Source organism: Bradyrhizobium sp., from assembly GCF_035484855.1.
Classification (GTDB): Bacteria; Pseudomonadota; Alphaproteobacteria; order Rhizobiales; family Xanthobacteraceae; genus Bradyrhizobium.
This window is the reverse complement of record NZ_DATHOP010000027.1, coordinates 1-24,297: the sequence shown is the minus strand read 5'-3', so window position 1 is coordinate 24,297 and position 24,297 is coordinate 1. Positions and strand designations below refer to the sequence as shown.

General features: G+C 64.8%; 20 protein-coding genes. 14 read left to right on the top strand and 6 right to left on the bottom strand.

Features of this window, described 5'->3' with window-relative positions; translation table 11 throughout:
* Positions 1 to 879 carry a formylglycine-generating enzyme family protein gene (locus tag VK804_RS03185; protein WP_325367749.1) on the bottom strand — a complete coding sequence of 293 codons (879 nt, stop codon included), beginning with the start codon at positions 877 to 879 and terminating at the stop codon, positions 1 to 3.
* Positions 880 to 1,105: 226 nt separating this feature from the next.
* Between VK804_RS03185 and VK804_RS03180 the strand changes: the two genes are divergently transcribed.
* The 7 genes from VK804_RS03180 (at position 1,106) to VK804_RS03150 (ending at position 8,483) form a co-directional block, all read left to right on the top strand.
* A complete protein-coding gene (locus VK804_RS03180; RefSeq protein ID WP_325367747.1) occupies positions 1,106 to 2,005 on the top strand; it encodes a DUF4399 domain-containing protein in 900 nt (299 codons plus the stop codon).
* Positions 2,006 to 2,031: 26 nt separating this feature from the next.
* Positions 2,032 to 3,456: a caspase family protein gene (locus VK804_RS03175; protein ID WP_325367745.1), complete on the top strand. Its 1,425-nt coding sequence runs from the start codon at positions 2,032 to 2,034 to the stop codon at positions 3,454 to 3,456.
* A 221-nt stretch (positions 3,457 to 3,677) separates the two neighbouring features.
* Entirely contained in the window at positions 3,678 to 5,744 is a 2,067-nt protein-coding gene (locus VK804_RS03170) for an adenylate/guanylate cyclase domain-containing protein (protein WP_325367743.1), read from the top strand.
* A gap of 242 nt (positions 5,745 to 5,986) precedes the next feature.
* On the top strand, positions 5,987 to 6,283 hold the full coding sequence (locus VK804_RS03165; RefSeq protein WP_325367741.1) for a DUF2282 domain-containing protein: 297 nt from the start codon (positions 5,987 to 5,989) through the stop codon (positions 6,281 to 6,283).
* Positions 6,284 to 6,362: 79 nt separating this feature from the next.
* Positions 6,363 to 7,220, top strand: a complete 858-nt coding sequence (locus VK804_RS03160) for a DUF692 domain-containing protein (protein WP_325367739.1) — start codon at positions 6,363 to 6,365, stop codon at positions 7,218 to 7,220.
* On the top strand, positions 7,217 to 7,993 hold the full coding sequence (locus tag VK804_RS03155; RefSeq protein ID WP_325367737.1) for a DNA-binding domain-containing protein: 777 nt from the start codon (positions 7,217 to 7,219) through the stop codon (positions 7,991 to 7,993). The genes VK804_RS03160 and VK804_RS03155 overlap by 4 nt, the downstream gene beginning before the upstream one ends.
* Positions 7,994 to 8,009: 16 nt before the next feature.
* A complete protein-coding gene (locus VK804_RS03150) occupies positions 8,010 to 8,483 on the top strand; it encodes a DoxX family protein (protein WP_414642703.1) in 474 nt (157 codons plus the stop codon).
* A 37-nt stretch (positions 8,484 to 8,520) separates the two neighbouring features.
* On the opposite strand, the gene VK804_RS03145 is transcribed toward VK804_RS03150, so the two are convergent.
* The 4 genes from VK804_RS03145 to VK804_RS03130 all read right to left on the bottom strand — a co-directional run bounded on the left by VK804_RS03145 (position 8,521) and on the right by VK804_RS03130 (position 14,449).
* The gene (locus VK804_RS03145) at positions 8,521 to 9,717 is read right to left on the bottom strand and encodes an ABC transporter substrate-binding protein (RefSeq protein ID WP_325367735.1); all 1,197 of its coding nucleotides are present in this window, start codon (positions 9,715 to 9,717) and stop codon (positions 8,521 to 8,523) included.
* A gap of 101 nt (positions 9,718 to 9,818) precedes the next feature.
* Positions 9,819 to 12,974 carry a multidrug efflux RND transporter permease subunit gene (locus VK804_RS03140; protein WP_325367733.1) on the bottom strand — a complete coding sequence of 1,052 codons (3,156 nt, stop codon included), beginning with the start codon at positions 12,972 to 12,974 and terminating at the stop codon, positions 9,819 to 9,821.
* Positions 12,971 to 14,179 (bottom strand): efflux RND transporter periplasmic adaptor subunit, encoded by a 1,209-nt coding sequence (locus tag VK804_RS03135; protein WP_414642702.1) that lies wholly within the window; start codon positions 14,177 to 14,179, stop codon positions 12,971 to 12,973. Before VK804_RS03135 ends, VK804_RS03140 begins: the two co-directional genes overlap by 4 nt.
* A gap of 135 nt (positions 14,180 to 14,314) precedes the next feature.
* Positions 14,315 to 14,449 (bottom strand): hypothetical protein, encoded by a 135-nt coding sequence (locus tag VK804_RS03130; protein WP_325367731.1) that lies wholly within the window; start codon positions 14,447 to 14,449, stop codon positions 14,315 to 14,317.
* Between VK804_RS03130 and VK804_RS03125 the strand changes: the two genes are divergently transcribed.
* The gene (locus VK804_RS03125) at positions 14,448 to 16,229 is read left to right on the top strand and encodes an acyl-CoA dehydrogenase family protein (RefSeq protein ID WP_325367729.1); all 1,782 of its coding nucleotides are present in this window, start codon (positions 14,448 to 14,450) and stop codon (positions 16,227 to 16,229) included. The two genes, VK804_RS03130 and VK804_RS03125, sit on opposite strands and share 2 nt — an antisense overlap.
* A 4-nt stretch (positions 16,230 to 16,233) precedes the next feature.
* On the opposite strand, the gene VK804_RS03120 is transcribed toward VK804_RS03125, so the two are convergent.
* Positions 16,234 to 17,190 (bottom strand): LacI family DNA-binding transcriptional regulator, encoded by a 957-nt coding sequence (locus tag VK804_RS03120; protein WP_325367727.1) that lies wholly within the window; start codon positions 17,188 to 17,190, stop codon positions 16,234 to 16,236.
* Between the two features lie 163 nt (positions 17,191 to 17,353).
* Here VK804_RS03120 and VK804_RS03115 point away from each other — a divergent pair, with 163 nt between their 5' ends.
* The 6 genes from VK804_RS03115 to VK804_RS03090 all read left to right on the top strand — a co-directional run.
* Complete coding sequence (locus VK804_RS03115) at positions 17,354 to 18,223, top strand: phytanoyl-CoA dioxygenase family protein (protein ID WP_325367725.1); 870 nt, start codon at positions 17,354 to 17,356, stop codon at positions 18,221 to 18,223.
* 80 nt (positions 18,224 to 18,303) lie between these two features.
* The gene (locus VK804_RS03110; RefSeq protein ID WP_325367723.1) at positions 18,304 to 19,656 is read left to right on the top strand and encodes an MFS transporter; all 1,353 of its coding nucleotides are present in this window, start codon (positions 18,304 to 18,306) and stop codon (positions 19,654 to 19,656) included.
* A gap of 3 nt (positions 19,657 to 19,659) precedes the next feature.
* Positions 19,660 to 20,517: a sugar phosphate isomerase/epimerase gene (locus VK804_RS03105; protein WP_325367721.1), complete on the top strand. Its 858-nt coding sequence runs from the start codon at positions 19,660 to 19,662 to the stop codon at positions 20,515 to 20,517.
* Positions 20,518 to 20,710: 193 nt separating this feature from the next.
* Entirely contained in the window at positions 20,711 to 21,865 is a 1,155-nt protein-coding gene (locus VK804_RS03100) for an iron-containing alcohol dehydrogenase (RefSeq protein ID WP_325367719.1), read from the top strand.
* A 16-nt stretch (positions 21,866 to 21,881) separates the two neighbouring features.
* Positions 21,882 to 23,432, top strand: coding sequence for an AMP-binding protein (locus VK804_RS03095; protein ID WP_325367717.1), 1,551 nt, complete (start codon positions 21,882 to 21,884; stop codon positions 23,430 to 23,432).
* 198 nt (positions 23,433 to 23,630) lie between these two features.
* On the top strand, positions 23,631 to 24,297 hold a 667-nt coding region (locus tag VK804_RS03090), incomplete at its 3' end, for a beta-ketoacyl synthase N-terminal-like domain-containing protein (protein ID WP_325367715.1).

The window sequence follows — 24,297 nt, the reverse complement described above, 5'->3', positions numbered from 1 at the left end:
TCACTGCAAGTCCCGCGCAAGCCGAAAGCCGTTGGCGTAGTAGCGCACGTCTTCGTCGTAGCGAAACCGCGCCGAGGATCGCACTTCGTTCACCTTGCTGTTGAAATTGCCGCCGCGCAGGACGCGCAGACGGCAATCGCCGGTGGTCCAGGCGGCGGCGTCCTTTGGCGCGTTGCGATAATTGTCGTTCCAGCAATCCTCGACCCACTCGGCGGCGTTGCCGGCGGTGTCGTACAGGCCGAACCCGTTCGGCCGGAACGAACCCACCGGTACAACCTGCTGCTTGATCGGGCTGCCGCAATTGTCGCACTGCGCATGGCCGGAGCCCGCGTCCTTGCCCCACCAGAAAGGGGTCTTGGTGCCGGCGCGCGCGGCATACTCCCATTCGGTCTCGCTGGGCAGCCGATATTTTTGTCCGGTCTTTTGCGACAGCCAGCCGACGTAAAGCTTGGCGTCGTCCCAGCTCACATTGATCACCGGCCGGTCGCCGCGTCCCCAGCCATGATCTTCCGGCTTATATTTGCAGGCGCCGGCGTCGGCGCACTGATCCCATTCCGCGAACGTCACCTCGCGGCGGCCGATCGCAAACGGGCGCTTGATGGAAATCGTGCGCTCGGGCTTTTCGTACGGCGTGTCGTTCGACCCCATGACGAAGTCGCCGGACGGCACAACCACGAGTTCAGGGCAGTCGGGACAATCGCGAAACAGTTCCCCGGGCTCGGGGTTGGTCTGCTTTTGCGCAAACACCAGGCCTGGCGCGGCGGCCGGCGGCCGCTCGGCGGAGGGAGCGGTGCTCAAACCGCGCAGTTCCTCGGCTCCGGCGCGCGCCGTCCCCGCCAGAACTGTGAGGGAAATCACAAACAACAGCCGCCATTTCATGGTGTCGTTTCCGGTGGCATCCCCGAAACTCCCTCCGACGCGCGGTGGCAAATACAGGGAAAGTAGCTTGCTTCATTTGGCGATCATCGGCAAGACGAGGCGCCCGGGACCCCCTCCAATTGGAGAGGGTCGGCCGGATTTTGGTTTACATCGCAGGGCAAACGAATATCGTTTGACGGCTGAGAACGACCGCACAGGCGCGGTCCAACCGCTGGGGCAAATTGCGATGCATAGAGTACTCGCCTCGATATTTTTGTCATTGTTCGGCTGCCTGATTCTTTGCGACGCAGCCCTCTCGCAGACCGGCGGCCCGACGCCGTCCCCGCCCGGCGCGGCGGTGTATTTCATCGGATTGAAGGACGGCGACACCCTGCCGACCAAGTCTACCATCCATTTCGGCCTGCGTGGCATGGGGGTCGCGCCGGCGGGTTCTGACCGGGCGAATTCGGGCCATCACCACCTGATCGTCGACGCGCCGACGCCGCCGCTCAATGCCGAGATCCCGAATGACTTCCAGCACCTGCATTTCGGCGCCGGCCAGACCGAAACCGAACTGACGCTGACGCCGGGTGAGCATACCCTGCAGCTGGTGTTCGGCGACAAGAACCATATTCCGCATTCGCCGCCGCTGGTCTCCGACCGCATCAAGGTCAAGGTGGTCGACCAGGCCGCCGCGCCGCCGCCGCAGGCGGCTGCCCCCACGACGACGCGTCATCCTTCGCCCAAGGACGCCAAGGTCTATTTCATCTATCCGACCGACGGCGCCTACATCACGACCAATCCGGTGATCCGGTTCGGACTGTTGAACATGGGCGTCGCGCCGGCCGGATTCGACAAGCCGAACACCGGCCATCATCATTTGCTCGTCGATGCGGAGCTGCCGCCGCTCGACCAGCCGATCCCCAACGATTTCAATCACCTTCATTTTGGCGCCGGCCAGACGGAGGCGAAGATCACGCTCCCGGCCGGGCCGCACAAGCTGCGCCTGTTGTTTGCCGACGCCAACCATGTACCGCACGATCCGCCGGTCTATTCGGAGGTCATCAATGTGACGGTGAACGAGAGCGGCCGCCCGCCGCATCGCCGGATCAGACACCATCACTATTTGCGAAACAGATATTATTGATGCAGGGATGAGATACTGAAGCAGAGATGAAATTACGATCTCTTCTGATTTACGGCTTCTGTCTCGCGGCGGGAGCGCTGTTTGCGACAGCCGCCGCCGCGGACCGGCGCGTCGCGCTGGTGATCGGCAATGCCGCCTACAAGAACGCCTCGACGCTGTCGAATACCATCAACGATTCGACCGCGATCGCCAACCTGTTCAAGTCGGTCGGCTTCGAGGTCGTGATCTCGCGCAACGATCTCGGCGTTGTCGACTTCAAGCGCAGCGTGCGCGAATTCCTGCTCACGGCGGAAACCGCCGATATCGCCGTGGTCTATTATGCCGGCCACGGCATCGAGGTCGGCGGCAACAACTATCTGATTCCGGTCGATGCCAGGCTCGGCCGCGACTATGACGTCGAAGACGAGGCGGTATCGCTCGAGCGCATCATCTGGGCGCTGCAGCCGGTCAAGCGCCTGCGCCTGATCCTGCTCGATGCCTGCCGCGACAATCCGTTTCCCGCCAAGATACGCTCCGCCGGCCTGACCCGCGCCACGGTGACCGGCGGGCTTGCCAAGATCGAGGATGTCAGCGCCGACACGCTGGTGGCCTTTGCCGCGAAAGCCGGCTCGATCTCCTACGATGGCGACGGCGGCAACAGCCCCTACGCCACCGCACTGCTCCGGCATCTCGCCGAGCCCGGCCTCGATATCCGCATTGCGCTGGGGCGGGTCCGCGACGAGGTGCTGAGCATGACCCACGGACGGCAGGAGCCGTTCATCTACGGCTCGCTCGGCGGCGCCACCATTCCGCTGGTGCCGCTGCCCGCCAAAAAGCCCGAACCGGCGCCGGCCCCGCCGGCGATCGTCGCCAAGCGGGAGCCGGCTGCCCCGCTTCAGCCGAATCCGGCGGTTCAGCCGGCAAAACCCAATCCAGCCGCGAGCCCGTCGCCTCCCGTCGCGGCAGCCCCTGCGGTCCAGCCGAACCTTGCGCTCGCGCCGACGAGGGCCGAGCCCGTCGCCAACGCCGCGCCGCCCGCCGCGGCGAAAGCCGAGCCCGCCAAACCGGCGGCGCCGGCCGTCGCCGCGATCGAGGTCGATCCGGTCGCGGCCTGTAATCGCGACGAACAGCGTTTGGAACGTCTGCGCGCCGATCCGGTGCCGGACGAAATCGCCAGGTTCCAGCGCGAACTGACCTGCGTCCGGCTGCGGGCGCAGGTGCAGCGCTTGTACGAAAGCGTCGCCACCACGGCGCCGGCTCCTCGTCCCGACGGCGACCCCGGGGCAGCGGCCAGGCAGCAGGCGCAGGCTGCGCCGGTCCCGGTCGAGGATCCATGCACGCGCGACGCGGCGCGGCTGGCGAGCCTGCGTGCCGATCCGAGCATCGCCGCGATCACGAAATTCGAGCGGGAACTGGGCTGCGAGCACATCCGGCCGCAGCTGCAGCGGCTGCGCGAGAGCCTCGGCGGCTGACGCGGTTCGCACTGTCTCCGACAACAAAAAGTGCGCATCGTCCTCCGGCCCGGCACGTCGGATGCGATCGGCTCGCATCTCATCGGCACATGATCGTCGTAGCCTATGGTTGCAATTCCGGCAGCAACGCTTGAACGATGCCTGACTTGAAGCTCGTCAGGGCCACTTGCTTTGCGTCGATGGCGCCTTTTCGCTACATGGGATGAGAGGTTGCAACACACATGCGAATCGGCATTCGCCTGGCGATTTCCGCTCTCGTCCTCGCATCGATCCTGGTGAGCGCGATCGGCGTCCATGTGCTGTGGTGGCGGGCAGCGGAAGCCAACAGCCACAAACTTGCGGACACGATCAACGAACAGATCGTGTCCGCGGTCGAGAAACAGCTCTCCACCATCACCGCCGAGGCGCGCGCGGCGCACACCGCGATCCGCACGCTGTTCGTTCAGCATGTGCTCGAGACCCGCGAGGCCGACAAGCGAGAGTTTGTTTTCCTGTCGCAGCTGCAGTCGCAACCGAACATATCGTGGGTCGCGTTCGGCTGGCCTGACGGGACATTCTTCGCCTCGCACAAGCTCGGTGATCTCGGGCTTGAGATGATGGAAATCGCACCCGTCGACGGCGTCGTCAAGCGGCGCGTCGATCAATATCAGGTGGTGGTCGGAGACATCGAGTTCGAGAAGCGCCGCTTCGAACCTACCGATTACGACGTCACCGCACAGGAATGGTTCCGGACCGGCATGGGCATCGACGAGCCACGCTGGTTCGAAGTCTCGGTTCATCCGGTGGGATTGCGTCCGTCGATCGCCTATGCGGGCCCGGTCGACGTGTACCAGAAACGCCAGGGCGTGCTCGCCGTCATCATCGAATACACGCGGCTCGCGCAATTCCTGTCAGAGCTTTCGGTCGGAAGATCCGGCGCAGCATTCATTCTCCGTCAGGATGGGACGACGGTCGCCGCACCGGATCCGGATGCCGACGAGGTCAACATGCAGCGGTCGGATCAGCCGTTGTTGCCGATCGCCCAAAGCGCCATGAAACAAGCCATGCAACAAGCCGGCGGCGCTTCCGGCGACGATAAGAAGGCAGCGCGCCGGGTAAGGCTGGTCGCCGCGGGCAGTGGTTATGCGGTTACGTTGACACCACTCGCCTTTCCCGGCTGGACGCTTGCGACCGTGATTCCGGAAGCGGAGTTTCTCGGCCCGATCGAGAGGACGATACGACAATTGCTCATCGGACTTGCGATTCTCATTCTTGCCGCGGGCATCATCTCGGCCTGGATTGCCCGGCACGCCATCGCCAACCCGCTCATCGTGGTGGCCGATGAGCTGCGCCACGTGGCGCGCTTCGATCTCGAAAAGGTGCGGCGACACGCCTCGCGCGTGATCGAGCTCGAGAATCTGTCGAATGCCATCGCCGACATGGCAGGCGGGCTTGCGGCCTTTCGCAAATACATTCCGGCGGATCTCGTGAAGATGCTGGTCAGCGAGGGCGTCGAACCGCGTCCCGGCGGCGCGATCCGGCCCCTGACGGTGATGTTCGCCGACATTGCCGGCTTTACCGGGTTGTCCGAGCGGCTCGGCGATCGGATCATTCCATTGCTGTCGGGCTATCTCGACACCATGTCGCGCGAGGTCGCTACCCACGGCGGCACCATCGACAAATTCATCGGCGATGCGGTGATGGCGTTCTGGGGTGCGCCCGCGGCCAATGCCAATCATGCGGTCGACGCCTGCCGCGCGGCGCTGGCCTGCCAGCGGGCGCTGCGGACCTCGGAGCTGGCCGATGACAGCGGCCGGCCGCTGCGGGTGCGCGTCGGCATCAATTCCGGCGATATGCTGGTCGGCAATATTGGATCGGAGGTGCGCCTTAACTACACGGTGATCGGCGACGCCGTGAATGTCGCGAGCCGGCTGGAAGGCGCCAACAAGGAATATGGCACCGAAATCATCATCGGTGAGGAAACGCGCCGCCTCGCCGGCGACAAGATCCAGGTGCGCGAACTGGACCGGCTGATGGTCTACGGGCGCGCGGGAGGGATAGCCGTCTACGAATTGCTTGACGTGGCCGAAAACGGGACCGTGCCGCCGGATTGGGTGGCGCGGTATGCTTGCGGCCTGGCGGCCTACCGCGCACGCAATTTTGCCGACGCCATGGGCTTTTTTCAGCAGGTTCTGGATGCGCGCGCGTCGGATCAGCCGGCGCGCATGATGCACGAGCGATGCAGCCAGTTCCTCAAGGCGCCGCCGGGAGACGATTGGGCAGCGACCAACGAAATGAAGGCAAAGTAGATACGCGAGGTCGATTATCCCTCCACGCATTCGCGGCAATATAAGTGATGTCGCCGCAAACCTGAATCCAAGGGTTGCCGCCAGGACTGATTTCCATCACGGTATCGTGACGGGACGGCCCGTAATGCGGCAGCGGGACGCTCGTAACATCGACTGGGCCGCTTTGAGCCTTGCCGTCGCCGGCCGATGATGGAAGCCGTGTTCAACCACCGGACAAATATTCCAGGGAGAGGATGACTGCGATGACTTCGAAGACCGCCTTCACCAACGCCACCATCGCCGGCTCGCTGGCCGCCGCGCTGACCATGATTGCGACGCCGGTATTCGCCGCGCCGAAACCGCCGCAGCCCACCATGGACAAGTGCTTCGGCATCGCACTGAAGGGCGACAACGACTGCGCGGCTGGCGCCGGCACCACCTGCGCCGGTACTGCGGCCGCCGACTATCAAGGCAACGCCTGGAAATACGTCGCCAAGGGCACCTGCGACACCATCAAGACGCCGAAGGGCACCGGTTCGCTCGAACCGATCAAGTCGTGAGCTGCAAGTCTTGAACTCAAGGAGGCGCGCGCCGTCTGCGCGAGCGCCTCATGCTTTCTCCTTAAGCGCGGACCCGCCGATGCAGAGAATGTCCAGCCTGCCCGCCTCCGCCGGCATCGGCTTCAAGCCGGCGCATTTTCGCGACATCCTTGCCGCAGCGCAGCCGATCGGATTCTTCGAGGTCCATGCCGAGAACTACATGGGCGCCGGCGGCCCGCCGCACGCCCAGCTCGGCGCGCTGCGCGAGCGCCATGCGTTGTCGGTCCATGGCGTCGGACTGTCGATCGGCTCGATGCGGCCGCTCGACCGCGTACATCTCGCGCGGCTGAAAGCGCTGTGCGAGCGCTACCAGCCGGAGAGTTTTTCGGAACATCTGGCGTGGTCTTCGCACGGGGAGGTCTACTTCAATGACCTGTTGCCGCTGCCCTATACGTCGCAGACGCTGGCGCGGGTTGTCGAACATGTCGACGAGGTGCAGACTGTGCTTGGCCGCCAGATGCTGCTGGAAAACCCGTCGACCTATCTCCGCTTTGCCGAAAGCACGATCCCGGAGGTCGATTTTCTCGCCGAAGTGGCGAGCCGGACCGGTTGCGGCCTGTTGCTCGATATCAACAACGTCTTCGTGTCGTCGAGGAACCACGGCACGGAACCGCTGCCATATCTCGACTCGTTTCCGCTCGATACCGTGAAGGAGATTCATCTCGGCGGACATCACGAGGAAGCCGACGACGCAGGCGCGCCGCTCTTGATCGACAGCCACGGCTCACCGGTCGCCGACGTGGTCTGGACGCTCTATGCGCACGTCATCGCCCGCACCGGGCCGATTGCGACCCTGATCGAGTGGGACAACGAGGTTCCCGACTGGTCGACATTGCGGGCCGAAGCGGTAGTGGCACAGGGTATCCTTGGCCGCGCGGCGCGCGCTTCGGCAGCATGAGTAAAGCCTTGCTCAGCGCGTTCGAGACCTCGTTTGCGGACGCGCTATTGAGCGCGGATCAGCCGATCCCATCAGGCATTATCGCTCACAATGCGACGGTTCCGGCGCGGCGCTTTGCCGTCTACCGCAACAATGTGGTGGCGGGCCTTGTGAAGGTGCTGGAGAGCCGTTTCCCCGTCGTCGAGAAAATCGTAGGCCCGGAATTTTTCGCGGCGATGGCGCACCGCTTCGTGCTGGAGCAGCCGCCGCGCTCGCCCGTGCTTGCAACCTATGGCAACGAGCTTGCGGACTTCATCTCCGCCTTCGAACCGGCGCGCGAACTCCCCTATCTCGCCGACGTCGCCGGGCTCGAGGCCGCGCGGACACGATCCTACCATGCGGCCGACGCCACACCGGCCGACGCCACCCGGTTCGCGGCACTGGACGCGCGCGACGCCGGCCACATCCGTATCGAGCTGCATCCCTCGATCGAAATCGTTCGCTCGCCGCATCCGATCGTCACGATCTGGGCAATGAACAACGGCGAGCGGGAGCTTGAGCCCATCGAGAATTGGCGAGGCGAGGATGCGCTCGTTTCTCGGCCCCATCTCGACGTAGAAGTCCGCGCGCTGCTGCCGGGCGGGGCGGCCTTCCTGCTCGCGCTCGCCAAAGGCCTTCCGCTGGGCGAGGCGGCCGAGGCAGCGCTTGCCGACGACCCCGGTTTCGACCTTACCGTCAACATCGCGGGGCTGATCGGCGCGGGCCTGGCGCGGAACATCGTCATTCCGGGATGAGGAGCTGACAGCAGCCATGACCAATCTGTCGCCCGCGGCCATGCACTCCCGATCCGTTCCGGGACGGATCGTGCAACCAATCATCGCCGCGCTGGATCGGATTCCCAATTGGTTCATCGCGCTGGCGGCGCGCGTTTTTCCGGCCGCGGTGTTCTGGCAGTCCGGCCAGACCAAGGTCGCAGGCTATCACCTCAAGCCCAGCGCGATCGCGCTGTTCCAGAACGAATATCAGCTACCGTTGATCGATCCCACGACCGCCGCCCATGTGTCAGCGCTTTGCGAGCATGTTTTCCCGATCCTGCTCGTCATTGGTCTCGCCACCCGGCTTTCGGCGCTGGCCCTTTTGTGCATGACGGCGGTGATCGAGATATTCGTTTATCCGGACGCATGGCCGACCCATGGCGTGTGGGCTACCTGCTTTCTCGTCGTGATCGCGCGAGGCCCCGGCTGGCTCTCGCTCGACCATTGGATCGCGCTCAAATACGGCTAAGTCTGGTTAGCGTGCCCGGCAAGCGCTTCACTTGCGATCACTTCGTCAGCGGGCAGCCAGAGTCCTTGGCCGAGAGAAACGCCTTGTCGCCCGGCACCACCGCGAGCTGCTTGTAGTAATCCCACGGCTTCTTCGATTCCTGCGGCTTCTTGACCTCGAACAGATAGAGGTCGTGCACCATGCGCCCGTTGGGCAGCACCTTGCCACCTTGCGCGAAATCATCGTCGACCGGCAGTTCCTTCAGCTTGGCGGCGACCGCCTCGGTGTCCTTGGTGCCGGCGGCCTTGACCGCCTTGAGGTATTGCAGCGTCGCCGAATAGGTGCCGGCCTGGATCATGTTCGGCATCCGGTCCGTGCGCTTGAAGAAACGGTTGGCGAAGTCGCGGCTCCTGTCGTCGCGATCCCAGTAATAGCCCTCCGTCAGCACCAGGCCCTGGGCGGCCTCGAGGCCGAGACCGTGGACCTCGGCGAGCGTCATCAGCAGGGCCGCGAGCTTCTGGCCGCCCTTGACGATGCCGAATTCGGCGGCCTGCTTGATCGAGTTGGTGGTGTCGAGGCCGGCATTGGCAAGCCCGATGATCTTTGCCTTCGAGCTTTGCGCCTGCAGCAGGAACGAGGAGAAATCCGACGAGTTCAGGGGAACGCGGACCGAGCCCAGCACCTTGCCGCCCTTTTCCCTGACGAGATCGCCGGTGTCTTTTTCGAGCGCATAGCCGAAGGCATAATCGGCGGTCAGGAAGAACCAGGTGTCGCCGCCGGCCTCGACCAGCGCGCCGCCGGTGCCGACCGCGAGCGCATGGGTATCGTAGGCCCAGTGGAAGCCGTAGGGCTGGCAGGCATCGCCGGTCAGCCGCGATGTAGCCGCGCCGACGACGATGTCGATCTTCTTCATCTGCCTGGAGAGATCGTGGATCGCCAGCGCGACCGAGGACGTCGTCAGCTCGGTGATCATGTCGACGCCTTCGACCTCGTACCAGCGCCGCGCGATCGCGGTGGCCAGATCCGGCTTGTTCTGGTGGTCGGCGGAGACCACCTCGATCTTCGCGCCCAGCACGCTGCCGCCGAAATCCTCGACCGCCATCCTGGCGGCCTCGACCGACCACTTGCCGCCGTAGTCGGCATAGACGCCGGACTGATCGTTGAGGATTCCGATCTTGACGCCTTGCGCCGATGCAGGCGCCACAAGCAACAGGCCGCATATTGCCGCGGCCGCCGACAACAATGCCGATTTCATGGACGACTCCCCCAAAGGTTTTGTTCGCTGCATGATATTGGATAACCCTGGATGTGCCCATCTATTTCAGGCTGCCGCGAGGGACCAATGATCGCCGTCGGCTATTCGGGCGCAGGAGCCTTGCGGTGCGAACCATCGGCCAGATTGCGGACGATCACGTAGAAGATCGGCGTGAACACCAGCCCGAACAGCGTGACGCCCAGCATGCCGAAGAACACGGCGACGCCGACCGCCTGCCGCATTTCCGATCCGGAGCCGGTCGACACCACCAGTGGCAGCACGCCGAGGATGAAGGCGAACGACGTCATCAGGATTGGACGCAGCCTCAGGCGGCACGCTTCGATGACGGCTGCCAGGCGAGCCTTGCCCTCATGCTCGATGTCGCGGGCGAACTCCACGATCAGGATGGCGTTCTTGGCGGCCAGTCCCACCAGCACGACAAAGCCGATCTGGGTCAGGATGTTGACGTCCTGCCCCATGATCCGCACGCCGATGGTCGCGGCCAGCAGGCACATCGGCACGATCAGGATGACGGAAAACGGCAGGCTCCAGCTCCCGTATTGCGCGGCCAGCACCAGGTAGACGAACAGCACGCAGATCGGAAACACGTAGAGACCGGAACTGGCGCCGGTGACCTGCTGATAGGAGAGGTCGGTCCATTCATAGGAGAAGCCGCTCGGCAAGATCTCGTCCGCCAGCCGCTTCATGATCTCGATGCCGGTCGCCGAGCTCGTTCCGGGCACCGTCTCACCTTGCAGTTCCGACGACGGATAGAGGTTGTAGCGCGCGACGCGATCGGGCCCCGAAATATTGCGGAAATCGACGATGCTGCCGAGCATCACCATGTCGCCGGCGGCGTTGCGGGTGCGCAGGCGGGCCAGATCGGGGGTTTCCTTGCGGAACGGCAGGTCGGCTTGCGCCGTGACGTGATAAGTGCGGCCGAACAGATTGAAGTCGTTGACATAGGTCGAGCCGAAATAGGTCTCGATCGCGTCGGTGACGTTCGCGATCGGCACGCCGAGCTCCTGCGCCTTGACCCGGTCGATATCGACGAACACCTGCGGCGTGTTGGCGCTGAACGGAGAGAACACCTGCGTCAAGCCCGGCGCCTTGCGCGCCGCCGCCACCAGTTCATCGGTGACCGAAGCCAAAAGCTCCGGGCCGCGGCTGCCGCGATCCTCGATCCGCATGGTGAAGCCGCCGCCGGTGCCGATGCCGGGAACCGGGGGCGGCGGAATCACGATGATGAAGGCGCCCTCGATGCTCGAAAGCCGCTTGCGCAATTCGCCGGTGATGACCCCCGCGGACAGACCCTTCTTCAGCCGCACCTCGGGTTCCTCGAACACCGGGAACAGCGCGGCGGCGTTGCTGGATTGCGTGCGCGTCGCACCGGACAGCCCGGCAAACGCCGCGACCCGAATGATGCCGGGCGTGTCGAGCGCGATCCTCTCGATCTGCCGGACGATTTCGGTGGTCCGCGCCAGCGAGGCGGCGCCGGGCAATTGCACGGAGACGATGATGTAGCCACGATCCTGCGCCGGAATGAAGCCTTGCGACGTGGTGGCGAGCAGCCATCCCGCGCTGCCGATCAGCGCCAGATAGATCACCAGCATCACCGCCGAATGCCGGATCACGAAGTCGGCGGCAGCGGCGTAGCGATTGGAGGCCCAATCGAAGCCGCGGTTGAAAAGGTGGGTGAACTTCTCCCACAGCCGCCCGATCACGTTCCAGCTTGCCGGCGGGCGCTTCTCGTCATGGGGCTGCAGGATCAGCGAGGCCAGCGCCGGCGACAGCGTCAGCGAGCAGAAACAGGAAATCGCGGTCGCAACCGCAATGGTGACCGCGAATTGCTGGAAGAACTGTCCGGAAATGCCGCCCAGGAACGCGGTCGGCACGAACACCGCGCACAGCACCAGCGCGATCGATACTAGCGCGCCGCCAACTTCCTCCATGGTCTTGAGCGCCGCATCGCGCCGACCCATGCCGTCGCGAAGATGCCGCTCGACGTTCTCGACCACCACGATGGCGTCATCGACCACGATGCCGACCGCGAGCACGAGGCCGAACAGGGTCAGGTTGTTGACGGCAAAGCCGAGCGCGGCCATCGCCGCGAAAGTGCCGACCAGCGACACCGGGATCGCCACGATCGGAATGATCGCGGGCCGCCAGCCCTGCAGGAACACCAGCACCACGATGACGACGAGCAGCATCGCCTCATAAATCGTCTTGATCAGCTCGTTGATGGATTGCGCGATGAATTCGGTGGGATTGTAGCCGATATTGTAGTCGAGCCCCTTGGGGAAGCTCGCCTTGAGCTTGGCCATGGTGGTGGAAACGCCTTTTGCGGTCGCGAGTGCGTTCGATCCGGGGCGCTGGGTCACCAGCATCGCCACCGCGGTTTTCCGCAAGAGAAAGCTGTTGGTGGTGTAGTCCAGCGCCCCCAACTCGATCCGCGCCACGTCGCGCAGCCGCACCGTGCGGCCGTCGGCGCCGGCCTTGACCACGATGTTCTCGAACTGTGCGACGTCCTTCAACCGGCCGGTGAAGGTGAGGTTCGGCTGGAACGCGCGGTCGGCGATCGGCGGCGCTGCAAGCTGGCCGCCGGTGACCTGCAAATTCTCCGCCCGGATCGCCGCCACCACGTCGCCCGCGGTCATTCCGAGATTGGCGATCTTGTCGGGATCGAGCCACAGCCGCATCGAGTAATCGCGCGCGCCGAAAATCGTGATGTCGCCGATGCCGTCGAGCCGCAGCAGCTGGTCGCGGACCTGCAGCAGCGCGTAGTTGGAGATGTAGAGCTGATCGAAACTGTCGTCGGGCGACAGCATGAACACGACCATCAATATGTCCGGGCTCTTTTTTTGCGTCACAACGCCGTTGCGCTGCACCTCGTCCGGCAATTGCGGCTGCGCGATCGCGACCCGGTTCTGCACCAGCACCTGCGCCTTGTCGAGATCGGTGCCGAGCTTGAAGGTGACGGTGATGGTGAGCTGGCCGTCCGAGGTGGCCTGGCTGTAGAGGTACAGCATATCCTCGACGCCGTTGATCTGCTGCTCGATCGGCGCTGCAACGGTGTCGGAGACGGTTTGCGCGGAGGCGCCCGGATATTGCGTGGTGACCACGACGGTGGGCGGCACCACCTGCGGATATTCCGCGACCGGCAGCGTGGTGTAGGCGATCGCGCCGACGATCAGCAGCACGATGGACAACACCATCGCCAGAATCGGCTGATTGATGGAGAGACGGCCGAGGTTCATGTCTTGTTACCGGCTGTAGCGGCGTGCGGGCTCACCTTTGCGCCGACGCGCGCACGCTGGAGGCCGTCGACAATGACGCGGTCTTCCGGTTTCAAACCTTCGCGGACGATGCGCAAGCCCTCGTCGAGCGGCCCTAGCACGACCGGCTTTGCCTCCACGGTGTCGTCGTCGTTGACCACGAAAACGATCTTGCGCGACTGATCGGTGGCGATGGCGGTATCCGGCAACAGCAGCGCCTCATAGGGCGCGCTTGCGATCAGCCGCACCCGGCCGAATAGCCCCGGCAGAATGGAAAGATCCTTGTTCGGAACGACCGCGCGGGCACGCAGCGTGCCGGTCGAAAGATCCAGCCGGTTGTCGAGGAAATCCACCTTGCCGTCGTGCGACGGTTTTGACTCACCGGTCAGCGTCACCTGGACCGGGTTCGGATTCTCGCGCGAGCTCGGCCGCTTGCCCTCGAAATACAGCCGGTTGTATTTGAGATAGGTCGCCTCATCCATGTCGAAATAGATGTAGATCGGATCGAGCGAGACGATCGAGGTCAAGAGCGTGCCGCCGCCATTGTCGCTGCCTTGCACGAGGTTGCCGACGCTGATGAGGTGGCGGCTAACCCGGCCCGTGATCGGCGCCAGCACATGACTGAACTCGATATTGAGCTGGGCGGCCTTCAACGCGCCTTCGGCCACCGTCTCGGCGGCGTGCGCCGCCTGCAACGCCTGGCGGCGCTGGTCGACGACCTGTTCAGAGACGGCACTGGTCTGGACCAGGGTCAGGCCGCGGTCGAGGTCGCGCTTGGCAAGCTCCGCCTTGGCGCGCGCATCCGCAAGCTGGCCGTCGGCCTGCTCGGAGACGGCTTCGAAGGGGCGGGAATCGATCAGGTAAAGCAGGTCGCCGGTATGAACCATGTCGCCGTCCTTGAACTCGACATTGGTGACGAAGCCGCCGACCCGGGCGCGGACCTGGACCTCTTCCACCGCATCGAACCGGCCGGTGAATTCGTCCCAGTCGGTGACGGTGCGTCTGGTTGGCTGTGCCACCGTAACCGGCGGGGCGGCGGCGGCGGCCGGTTGCGGCGGCTTGTCACCGCAGCCGGACAAGGCGACGGCGAGCAGGACGACCAGCGGGCCAACCACGCGGAGCGACCGGAGATTGAAGTTCGATCCTGGAGCCGGACGCCCCGATTTCTCAGTCGCGCTCAATTCCATCTCCCCTGCGCTCTGGCCGCGATTGACGAAACCGGCAGCCGATCCGCGGACCCGATCAAGATGAGACCGGCGGCCAGTCTGTTCAAGAACCTGCCGGGATCAAGCAAAATCATTATGCAGCGGCGATGCGACCAACTAAAGTCCTTTCGAGCCGACCGATAGAGTTGGAATAATTTGCTGGAAGGCGATATTGAGCGGTGAAATGCCGCCATATCGCGTTTCACGGGGAACGCCTGCCCGGCCGATCGGCCGGGGAAAGAGGTCAAACATGCACGCACCTCCATCGCAGAAATCGTTCGTCGACGCAGCAGTGCAGGCTCGCGGCGCCGATCGCATCGCACCGGATTGCGCCGGCATGAATTTCTATGCCCTCGATCGCGGCCTGCGCGATCTGCTCGGGCTTTATCTGCAGCCGGCGGATTTCCGGCGGCTGCAGCCGCACTTCGATCGCCTCGGCGAGTTGGCCGGCGGCCGGCTCGATGAACTGGCGAGGATCGCCGACAGGCACGCGCCGGTGCTCAACCCACGCGATCGTTTCGGCCGCGACGAGGACTGGATCGACTATCATTCGTCCTATCGCGAAATGGAAAGCATCGCATTCGGCGATTTCCAGTTTCACGCCATGAGCCATCGTGCCGGCACGCTCGGCATGGATCGGCCGCTGCCGGCAGTCGCCAAATATGCGCTGCAATATCTGTTCGTGCAGGCCGAGTTCGGCCTGATGTGCCCGATCAGCGTCAGCGACACCTCGATCCATCTGATCCGCAAATTCGCAAGCCCCGAGCTGAAGGATTATTTGTTGCCGAAAATGCTGTCGGCCGATCCGGCCGTGCAGTGGAAGGGCACGCAGTTCATGACCGAGCGCGCCGGCGGCTCCGACGTCGGCGCCATCGAAACCACCGCGCGCTGCGAGGACGGCGTGTGGCGGCTCACCGGCGACAAGTGGTTCTGCTCGCATGCCGACGCCGATGTCGGGCTGCTGCTGGCGCGGCCCGAAGGCGCGCCCGCCGGCACAAAAGGCCTTGCGCTGTTCGCGCTGCCGCGCCGGCTCAAGGACGGCAGCCGCAACGCCTACCGCATCGTTCGCCTGAAGGACAAGCTCGGCACCCGCTCGATGGCATCAGGCGAAATCCTGCTTGAGGGCGCGGTGGCCTACCTGGTCGGCGATGTCGGGGCCGGGCTCAAGCAGATGATGGAACAGGTCAACCTGTCGCGGCTGTCGCATGGGGTGCGCGCGGCCGCCATGATGCGGCGCTGCGTCAACGAGGCGATGGTGTGCGCGCGCAGCCGTACAGCGTTCGGCAAACCCATCATCGACTATCCACTGCTGCGCAAGCAACTGCTCAAGATCGCGGTGCCGACGGAACAAGCGCTCTCGATGTTCCTGTTCGCCGCCAGCGCCATGGATCGCGCCAATGCCGGCTCGAAGGAGGCGGAAGGCGCGTTGCGGATTCTCACCCCGCTGTTGAAATTCCGCGCCTGCCGCGACAACATTCCGGTGGCGACCGGCGCCATGGAAGTGCGCGGCGGCAACGGCTACATCGAGGAATGGGTGAATGCGCGGCTGATCCGAGACGCCCAGGTCGGCGTGCTCTGGGAGGGCACCAGCAACATCAACGCGCTCGATATCGTCACCCGCGCGGTCGGCAAGAGCCGCGCCCATCGCACGCTGGGCACCGCGCTGACGAAATTGCTGGACAATGCCGCTGGCGTCCCGGCGGGATTCCGGGATCGCCTGCGGCTTGCGCTCGACCGGACGCTTGCCTTCGCCGAACGCGTCGCGGCCGAGCCGGCGCTGGAAGCAAGCTGCCGGCAGGCTGCGAGCGGCCTCTATCACATCACCAGCGCGATCCTGATGACGTGGGAGGGAGCCCGTCCCGAAGCGGATGCGCGCCGCGCGCTCTATGCGCGGCTGGTGCTCGAGCATCGCCTCAGCGCGCAGGATCCGCTGCAGCCCGACGCCGGCGATTGGGAGCGCGAGGCAGCGGACCTCACTTTCTCGGAGCGGCAGGTTGCCATGGCCGATGTTGCGAGGCTGCTCGAAAGCTGACCCGTCAGCCGCTGTCGCGCAGCACGAGTTCGAACCCGAGATCGATATGGCGCGGCCCCTCGCGCGTCAGCATCAGTTTGGCGGCGGTGCGGCCGATGGCGTCGCCATGAACGCGGACGGTCGAGAGGCTGGGCGAAATCAGCCGTCCCATTTCGAGGTCGCCGAGGCCGATGACGGCGACCGGTTGCTCCGTGGCCGGGCCGATGCGCAGCAATCCCGCCGAACGCAGGCCGGACATGAAGCCGATGGCATGCGCGTCATTGGCCGCGAACACCGCATCGACGCCGGGCAGGTTGGCGAGCGCAACCACGCTGCCCGAGGCGTTGCGGTCCAGGGTGAGCCGGCGCGGCGCCTTCAGGCCGGCCTGCAGCGCGGTTTGATTGAACCCGTTCCAGCGCCGCGTGGCGCGCGGGTCGTCGCCGCCGATGAAGGCGAGGCTTTGGCGGCCCTGGCCTGCGAAGTGTCGCGCGACCGCGATGCCAGCTTCAAAATTGTCAAATCCCGCCACCGCGTCGATCGGCTCGGGCGGCAACTCCCAGGTCTCGACCACCGGAATGCCGGCGCGCCGCAATAGCCGGGCGCCGTCCGGCGTGGCCGGCGATCCGACCATGACGATCGCCTCGGGACGCCGCGACAATAGCGCCGACAGCATCCGGTCCTCCCGTGCGGCGTCGTAGCGCGACTGCGCGAGGATCACGGCATAGCCGAGCGGCTCCAACTCGTCGGACAGCCCCTGCACGGTATCGGCGAAGATCGAATTGGCGATGGTCGGCACCAGCACGCCGACGGAATTGCTGCGGGCGCCGGCGAGCGCGCCCGCAAGTTGGTTCGGCACGTAACCCAACTCCCGCATCGCCGCTTCCACCCGGGCGCGGGTCTGCGGCGCGACCATGTCGGGCAGCCGCACCACGCGGCTGACGGTGATCGCGGAGACGCCCGCGAGCTCCGCGACAGCAGACAAAGTGGGCGCGGTTTGCAGTTCGGAATCAGGGGGCGGCATCTCGGGGCGCTGTCATCAGGGACGAATCTGCATACATCAAACCACTTGCGAAGACATAATGATAGCGCTATCATCAAGAATGACAGCGCTGTCAGAGGTGGTGGCGCAACCAATGGAGCCCGTGATGATTTCGGAAAAGGACGTGGAGACCTATCGCCGCGACGGCGTCATCGTGGTCCCGGAAGTGCTGGATGGCGCAACGCTCGGGCGGGTGCGCCAGGTCATCGCCGAACTGGTCGCCGGCGCGGCCAACGTCACCCAGCATACCGACGTCTACGACCTCGAACCCGGCCATACGCCTGAAAATCCGCGGGTGCGGCGGATCAAGACGCCGCACAAGGTGCATCCGATCTTCGACGAGATCGTTCGCAGCGCCCCCGTCATCGACATCCTGACAAAACTGCTCGGCCCCGCCCTGCGGCTGCACGGCTCGAAACTCAACATGAAGTCGGCGCAATATGGTTCGCCGGTCGAGTGGCATCAGGACTGGGCGTTCTATCCGCACACCAATGACGACGTACTGGCGATCGGGGTGCTGCTCGACGATTGCGATCTCGCCAACGGTCCGATGCTGGTGACGCCGGGCACGCACACCGGCGAAGTCTGGAGTCATCATGGCGAGGACGGTAGCTTCGCCGGCCTGGTCGACCCCGATCTGGTTCGCGGCGAGATCGATCGCGCGGTGCCCTGCATGGGCAAGGCCGGCAGCATGTCGTTCCACCACGTTCGTGCCCTGCACGGATCGGCGCAGAACACGTCCGACCGGCCACGCAACCTGCTGCTCTACGAAGTGGCCGCCAGCGACGCCTGGCCGCTGATGGGCGTCAAGGATTTCGACGAGTTCAACAGCCGCCTCCTGGCAGGCGATGTCGTGGTGACGCCGCGGCTCGTCGACGTGCCGGTGCGGATGCCGCTGCCGCCCGCCAGGCGGCAGGGTTCGATCTACGAAACCCAGTCGATCGCGAAGAAATCGTATTTTACGCGCGCGGCATAAGCTTCGGGCGCGCCCCGAACGGGCGCGCGCGCCAAGATCCAAAGCAGATAAAACAATGAAAAAGCATGACGGGGGAAACCATGACGGAGACAACAGCCGGTAGCGCCACGCGCCCGAGCCTGCGCGTGATCCTTGCAGCCAGCGTCGGGTCGGCGCTCGAATGGTACGACTTCTTCCTGTACGGCACCGCCGCGGCGCTGGTATTCGGCGACCTGTTCTTTCCCAAGGGCGATCCGGTCATCGGCACGATGCTGGCGTTCCTGACCTTCGGCGTCGGCTTCGTGGTGCGGCCGCTCGGCGGCGTGCTGTTCGGCATCCTCGGCGACCGTTTCGGCCGCAAGCCCGTGCTGGTGGCGACGCTGCTGATGATCGGCATCGGCACCACCGCAATCGGGCTTTTGCCGACCTATGCCCAGATCGGCTACTGGGCGCCGCTGCTGTTGGTCACGATGCGCGTGATCCAGGGGCTGGGCGCCGGCGCGGAATATGGCGGCGCCGTGATCTTCCTGGTCGAGAATGCCCCGGCAGGCCATCGCGGATTCTGGGGCGGCTTTGCCCCGCTCGGCGTCTCGATCGGCAATCTGCTCGCCGCCGCCGCGTTTGCGCTCGTCACCCTGCTGCCGCACGACGACCTGATGTCGTGGGGCTGGCGGCTGCCGTTCCTGGCCAGCTTCCTCTTGATCCTGGTCGGCATCTTCGTTCGCCTGCGGGTATCGGAAACCCCGGTGTTTACCGAAGCGGTGCTGGCACGCGGCAAGATCGAGCGCAATCCCGCGATGGAAGCGCTGCGCCGGCATCCGCGAAACTTCTTTGTCGTGCTGGGCGCGCGAATGGCGGAGAACGGCCTCGGCTATTTCTTTCCGGTGTTCGGCCTGAGCTATGTGATCAACACGGTCGGCGTGCCCAAGGCCGACGCGCTGAGCGCGCTTATGCTGGCCTTTGTCATCGAGCTGTTCGCCATTCTCGGCTTTGCCGCGCTGTCCGATCGCATCGGACGCAGGCCGGTCTACATGTTCGGCGCGCTCTGCGGCATTGCGCTGGCGTTTCCGTTCTTCTGGATGGTCGGGACCAAGCAGTGGATCTGGATCGCGATCGCCTTCATCCTGGCCCGCGCGGTAGTGACGGCCGCGATGTTCGGACCGCAGGCGGCGTATTTCGCCGAATTGTTCCCGCCGCAACGCCGCTTTGCCGGCTTCGCCTTCGCCCGCGAACTCGGCTCGCTGCTGGCGGGCGGTCCGGCGCCGTTCGTCGCCACCGCGCTGGTGGCATGGTCGGGCAGCTGGTGGCCGGTGGCATGCTACGCCATCTTCCTGTCGGTCTGCACGGTGGTCGCGATCTGGTTCGGTCCGGAGACCTATGAGGAAAACATCACGACCGACAACACCACGGATGGCGCCATGCTGGCCGCGGCCGCGCTGCCCGCGCGAGCCTGATCGATGCCGCAGCAATTGCGCGTGCTGCAATCGCTGTGGGCGATGGAGCGGCGGCGGTCCGATGCAGCCGAGTGGCCGCTGCAGACCCAGCTCGCGATGATCCGCGACGCCGGCTTCGACGGCGCCGGCGTCCGCTTCATCGATCCGGCTTTCGCGGCTGACGTAACCTCGTACCTCGGCGCACACGGCATGATCTGGCAGGCGCAGTGCTACCCGACCAATGTCGACGATCTCAAGCCGGTGCTGGAGCTGGTGGCGCGCCTAGGCGCCGACCACGTCAACCTGCAGCCCAATGTGCGGCCGCACCGGATCGAGGACTGCATTCCCTTGCTCGAGGGCTGGCGCCGGCTGGCGGACGAGGCCGGCGTCGCGGTGCATGTGGAGACCCACCGCGACCGCATGACCACGGACCTGTTCTTCACCCTGCAACTGCTGGATTGCTTTCCCGACCTGCGGCTGACCGCCGATGTTTCGCATTACCTGGTCGGCCGCGAATTCGCCTGGCCCGTGGACCAGGTCAACCACGCGCTGATCCATCGCATCCTCGATCATTGCTGGGGCATTCACGGCCGCATCGCGAGCCGCGAGCAGGTGCAGGTTTCGCTCGGCTTTCCGCAGCACCAGGGCTGGGTCGAATTGTTCATGGGCTGGTGGGAATACGCCATCCGCTCCTGGCGCAGGCGCGCCGGCCCCGATGCGGTGCTGACCTTCCTGTGCGAACTCGGTCCGCCGCCCTACGCCATCACCGGCCCCGACGGCGCCGAGCTGTCGGACCGCTGGCAGGATGCGCTGGTCATGAAGGACATGGTGCGGGGGCTGTGGCAGCGGATTGTCGAGGAGGATGCGCGCGATGCGGCGTAGCGCGGCGCCTTAGTCGCTTTACCGTCATTCCGGGATGGTCCGAAGGACCAGACCCGAATCTCGAGATTCCGGGTTCGCGCTAACGCGCGCCCCGGAATGACGACGAGGCCATTTTTGTGTTCCCCTCCCCGCGCCTCCTCCGCTAAATTGCGCGCAAGGCCATAACAAAGCCAAATCGTCCGGGAGGACAATCGTGCACAAGGGGCGTGTCGTTTTCGGCGCCATGGACGAGGTGGTGTTCGGCCGTCCGGCGGCCGAGGCCGCGGTCGAGCAAATCGACCGATTGCGCGCGAACCGCGCCTTCCTGATGGTCAGCGGCACCCTCAACCGCAATACCGACGAGATCGAGAAAATTCGCAAAGCGCTGGGACCCCGCTGCGTCGGCACCTTCGATGCAATGCCGCCGCATACCCCGCGCGAGGCCGTCATCGGCGCCGCCGCGCAGGCCCGCGCCGCCGGCGCCGACCTCATCGTCACGGTCGGCGGTGGCTCGATCACCGACGGCGCCAAAGCGGTGCAGCTTTGCCTTGCCAACGGCATCGACACCGTCGAGGGCATCGACCGGATCCGCGCCGTCGGTGGCGCGCCGCCACCGATGGCCGCGCCGACCTTTCGCCAGATCAGCATCCCCACCACCATCGCCGGCGGCGATTTCAGCGCCAGCGCCGGCGTCACCAACGAGAAGACCCGGGTCAAGGAGGCGGTGCGCCATCGGCTGGCGATGCCGCGCGCAGTGATCCTCGATCCCGCCATCACCCTGCACACGCCCGAATGGCTTTTTCTGTCGACCGGCATCCGCGCGGTCGATCATTGCGTCGAGGGCATTTGCGCGCGCGAATCGCACCCTTACGCCGACGCGCAGGCGCTCAAGGGGCTGTCGATGCTGGTGCAGGCGTTGCCGCGGGTGAAGGCCGACGGCGGCGATCTCGACGCGCGGATGGAATGCCAGATCGGAACCTGGCTTTCGATGGGTTCGCTTTCCTCCGGCGTGCCGATGGGCGCAAGTCACGGCATCGGCTATGTGCTCGGCGCCGAATTCAACGTGCCGCACGGCTATACCTCCTGCGTGATGCTGCCGTCGGTGATGCGCTGGAACAAATCAGCCAATGCCGAGCGGCAGGCGCTGGTATCGGCGGCGATGGGCCATCCCGGCCAAGATGCCGGCGATGTTCTGGACGCTTTCATTGCCGGGCTCGGCATGCCGCGCAGCCTGGCAGATGTGCGGGTTGGACCGGAACATTTCGACCGCATCGCGCAGCAGGCGATGAAAACGCCATGGGTGCCGCGCAATCCGCGCAAGATCGATGGCCCCGCGCAGGTGCGCGAGATCCTCATTCTGGCCGCATAACGACACGGGAGACGCAATGTATACCGGCAAGCACGCCAACCTTCGTCCGCTGCAGCCCGCCTTCATCATGGCTGGAACCGGCGAGGCCGTGACCTATCGCGAGCTGGAGGCGCGCAGCAACCGGCTGGCGCATTTGCTGCGCAAGCTCGGGCTGAAGCGGCTCGACCATTATGCTGTTTTCATGGAGAACAACAGCCGTTACCTCGAGGCCTGCGGCGCCGGCGAGCGGAGCGGGCTGTATTTTACCTGCGTCAATTCCTACCTGACATCAGGCGAGCTCGCCTACATCGTCAACAACAGCCAGTCGCGTGTCCTCATCACCTCGGTAGCGAAGCTCGATGTCGCCCGCGAGGCGCTCAAGCAATGTCCCGAGGTCGAACTCTGCATCGTCGCCGACGGCGAGGGCGAGAGCGAGCGCATCGTCGGCCTGCAGGAGGCCACGCGCGGCCTGCCCAAAACGCCGATAGCGGATGAATGCAACGGCACCGCGATGCTTTACTCCTCGGGCACCACGGGTCGACCGAAAGGCATCCTGCGGCCGCTGCAGGAACTGCCGCCGGCGCAGCAATTGCCGATCTTCGACTTCCTGCAAAAGCTCTGGCACTACCGTGAGGGCATGATCTATTTGTCGCCGGCGCCGCTGTATCATTCGGCGCCGCAGGCCGCGGTCAATCTCACGATCCGCGAGGGCGGCACCGTCATCATCATGGAGCATTTCGATCCGGAAGCATATCTCGCGCTGATCGAAAAATGGGGCGTCACCCACAGCCAGCTGGTGCCGACGATGTTTTCGCGCATGCTGAAGCTGCCGCAGGAGGTGCGAAGCCGCTACGACCTGTCGTCGCTCGAGATTGCGATCCACGCCGCGGCGCCGTGTCCGGCCGCGGTCAAGGAAGACATGATCAAATGGTGGGGACCGATCATCCACGAATATTATGGCGCCACCGAAGGCCTCGGCTTCACCGCCTGCAACAGCGAGGAGTGGCTGGCGCACCGGGGCAGCGTCGGTCGCGTACTGCTCGGCGACCTGCATATTCTCGACGAAGAAATGAAAGCCTGCCCCATGGGCACGCCGGGCACGGTCTGGTTCAAGACCGCGACCCCGTTCGAATATTTCAACGATCCGAACAGGACCAGGGAGGCGCGCTCGCCGGACGGCAGCATGAGTACGGTCGGCGATGTCGGCTATGTCGATGCCGACGGCTATCTCTACCTCACCGACCGCGCGACCTTCATGATCATCTCCGGCGGCGTCAACATCTATCCGCAGGAATGCGAGAACCTCCTGATCACCCATCCCAAGATCGCCGACGCCGCCGTGTTCGGTGTCCCCAACGCCGATCTCGGCGAGGAGGTGAAGGCGGTGGTGCAGCCGATGCCGGGGATCGAACCGTGCGAGGCGCTGGCCGCGGAATTGATTTCGTTCTGCAGCCAGTCGCTGTCGCGCCAGAAGGTGCCGCGCTCGATCGATTTCGAGGACGCGTTGCCGCGGCTGCCGACCGGAAAGCTCTACAAGCGCCTGCTGCGCGACCGCTATTGGGGCAACAAGAATTCGCGGATTGTATGACGCGTGCCATATTTGACGCAATCCAGGCGTTTCCAGGGGCCGGGTCTTGGATAAACCCGGCCGGTAATTCCGGCAGCCGGAAAGCCCGGACCAAGGGTATTTTCATTGCCCCGGCGATGATTATGTACGATTACAGTTTCTTGAACGACAACATCGGCCAATCCCGACATCGGCCGGCCCAGAGGGAGATCCAAAAAAATGCGTGAAGCCGTCATCGTTTCCTATGCCCGCACCGGGCTCGCAAAATCCGGCCGCGGCGGATTCAACATCACCCCGCCGATGTCGATGGCGGCGCATGCCATCAAGCACGCCGTCGAGCGCGCCGGCGTCGACAAGGAATATGTCGAGGATTGCTATCTCGGCAATTGCGCCCATGGCGCGCCGAATATCGGCCGTCAGGCCGCGCTGCTCGCGGGCCTGCCGAAATCGACCGCCGGCGTATCGGTCAACCGCTTCTGCTCGTCGGGCCTGCAGACCATTGCGATGGCGGCCAATTCGATCCGCTCCGATGGCTCGGACTGCATCGTGGCCGGCGGCGTCGAAAGCATCTCGATTCCCGGCGGCGGCTCGCCGAAGGACTCGATCGATCCCGATCTCCTGAAGGCCGCGCCCGACATCTTCATGGCGATGATCGACACCGCCGACATCGTCGCCGAGCGCTACAAGCTGAGCCGCGAATACCAGGACGAGTTTTCGCTGGAATCGCAGCGCCGCATGGCCGCCGCCCAGCAGGCCAACAAGTTCAAGGACGAAATCGTCCCGATGAAGACCAAGATGAAAGTGGTCGACAAGGCGACGAAGGCGGAGAGCATCGTCGACTATGTCGTCTCGCGCGACGAGTGCAACCGTCCCGATACGACGATGG

Excerpts from the sequence above, each read along its gene's own strand:
- VK804_RS03140 (WP_325367733.1), bottom strand. The coding sequence starts at position 12,974 with ATGAACCTCGGCCGTCTCTCCATCAATCAGCCGATTCTGGCGATGGTG.
- VK804_RS03170 (WP_325367743.1), top strand. The coding sequence starts at position 3,678 with ATGCGAATCGGCATTCGCCTGGCGATTTCCGCTCTCGTCCTCGCATCG.
- VK804_RS03180 (WP_325367747.1), top strand. The coding sequence starts at position 1,106 with ATGCATAGAGTACTCGCCTCGATATTTTTGTCATTGTTCGGCTGCCTG.
- VK804_RS03145 (WP_325367735.1), bottom strand. The coding sequence starts at position 9,717 with ATGAAATCGGCATTGTTGTCGGCGGCCGCGGCAATATGCGGCCTGTTG.
- VK804_RS03095 (WP_325367717.1), top strand. The coding sequence starts at position 21,882 with ATGTATACCGGCAAGCACGCCAACCTTCGTCCGCTGCAGCCCGCCTTC.
- VK804_RS03135 (WP_414642702.1), bottom strand. The coding sequence starts at position 14,179 with ATGGAATTGAGCGCGACTGAGAAATCGGGGCGTCCGGCTCCAGGATCG.
- VK804_RS03185 (WP_325367749.1), bottom strand. The coding sequence starts at position 879 with ATGAAATGGCGGCTGTTGTTTGTGATTTCCCTCACAGTTCTGGCGGGG.
- VK804_RS03150 (WP_414642703.1), top strand. The coding sequence starts at position 8,010 with ATGACCAATCTGTCGCCCGCGGCCATGCACTCCCGATCCGTTCCGGGA.
- VK804_RS03110 (WP_325367723.1), top strand. The coding sequence starts at position 18,304 with ATGACGGAGACAACAGCCGGTAGCGCCACGCGCCCGAGCCTGCGCGTG.
- VK804_RS03160 (WP_325367739.1), top strand. The coding sequence starts at position 6,363 with ATGCAGAGAATGTCCAGCCTGCCCGCCTCCGCCGGCATCGGCTTCAAG.
- VK804_RS03115 (WP_325367725.1), top strand. The coding sequence starts at position 17,354 with ATGATTTCGGAAAAGGACGTGGAGACCTATCGCCGCGACGGCGTCATC.
- VK804_RS03130 (WP_325367731.1), bottom strand. The coding sequence starts at position 14,449 with ATGTTTGACCTCTTTCCCCGGCCGATCGGCCGGGCAGGCGTTCCCCGT.
- VK804_RS03125 (WP_325367729.1), top strand. The coding sequence starts at position 14,448 with ATGCACGCACCTCCATCGCAGAAATCGTTCGTCGACGCAGCAGTGCAG.
- VK804_RS03165 (WP_325367741.1), top strand. The coding sequence starts at position 5,987 with ATGACTTCGAAGACCGCCTTCACCAACGCCACCATCGCCGGCTCGCTG.
- VK804_RS03155 (WP_325367737.1), top strand. The coding sequence starts at position 7,217 with ATGAGTAAAGCCTTGCTCAGCGCGTTCGAGACCTCGTTTGCGGACGCG.
- VK804_RS03175 (WP_325367745.1), top strand. The coding sequence starts at position 2,032 with ATGAAATTACGATCTCTTCTGATTTACGGCTTCTGTCTCGCGGCGGGA.
- VK804_RS03105 (WP_325367721.1), top strand. The coding sequence starts at position 19,660 with ATGCCGCAGCAATTGCGCGTGCTGCAATCGCTGTGGGCGATGGAGCGG.